Source organism: Kitasatospora sp. NPDC015121 (assembly GCF_055562955.1).
On the sequence record NZ_JBVHEH010000003.1, the window covers coordinates 88913 to 89449 of the forward strand.

Annotated in this window: 1 protein-coding gene; it reads left to right on the top strand. The window is 69.6% G+C overall.

Translation table 11 applies throughout. From position 1 onward, the window contains the following. Positions 1 to 537 (top strand): tetratricopeptide repeat protein (locus ACZ3J7_RS04370; RefSeq protein ID WP_465616727.1); only part of this gene is annotated, 537 nt, incomplete at both ends.

Here is a 537-nt window from a genome sequence, read left to right on the forward strand (position 1 = left end):
GTCGGGCACCTGGACCGCGCCATCCCCCTCTACGAGACCACCCTCACCCAGAGCGAACAGGTCCTCGGCGACACCCACCCCGACACCCTGACCAGTCGCAACAACCTCGCCAGTGCCTACCGTTCCGTCGGGCACCTGGACCGCGCCATCCCCCTCTACGAGACCACCCTCACCCAGAGCGAACAGGTCCTCGGCGACACCCACCCCGACACCCTGACCAGCCGGAACAACCTCGCCAGTGCCTACCGTTCCGCCGGGCACCTGGGCCGCGCCATCCCCCTCTACGAGACCACCCTGGTCCAGAGCGAACAGGTCCTCGGCGACACCCACCCCCACACCCTGATGATTCGCAACAACCTCGCCGGCGCCTACGAGTCGGCCGGGGACCTGAGTCGCGCCATCCCGCTCTACGAGACCACCCTCGCCCAACGCGAGCTGGCCCTCGGCGACACCCACCCCGACACCCTGACCAGCCGGAACAACCTCGCCGCCGCCTACAGTTCCGCCGGGGACCTGGGCCGCGCCATCCCCCTCTAC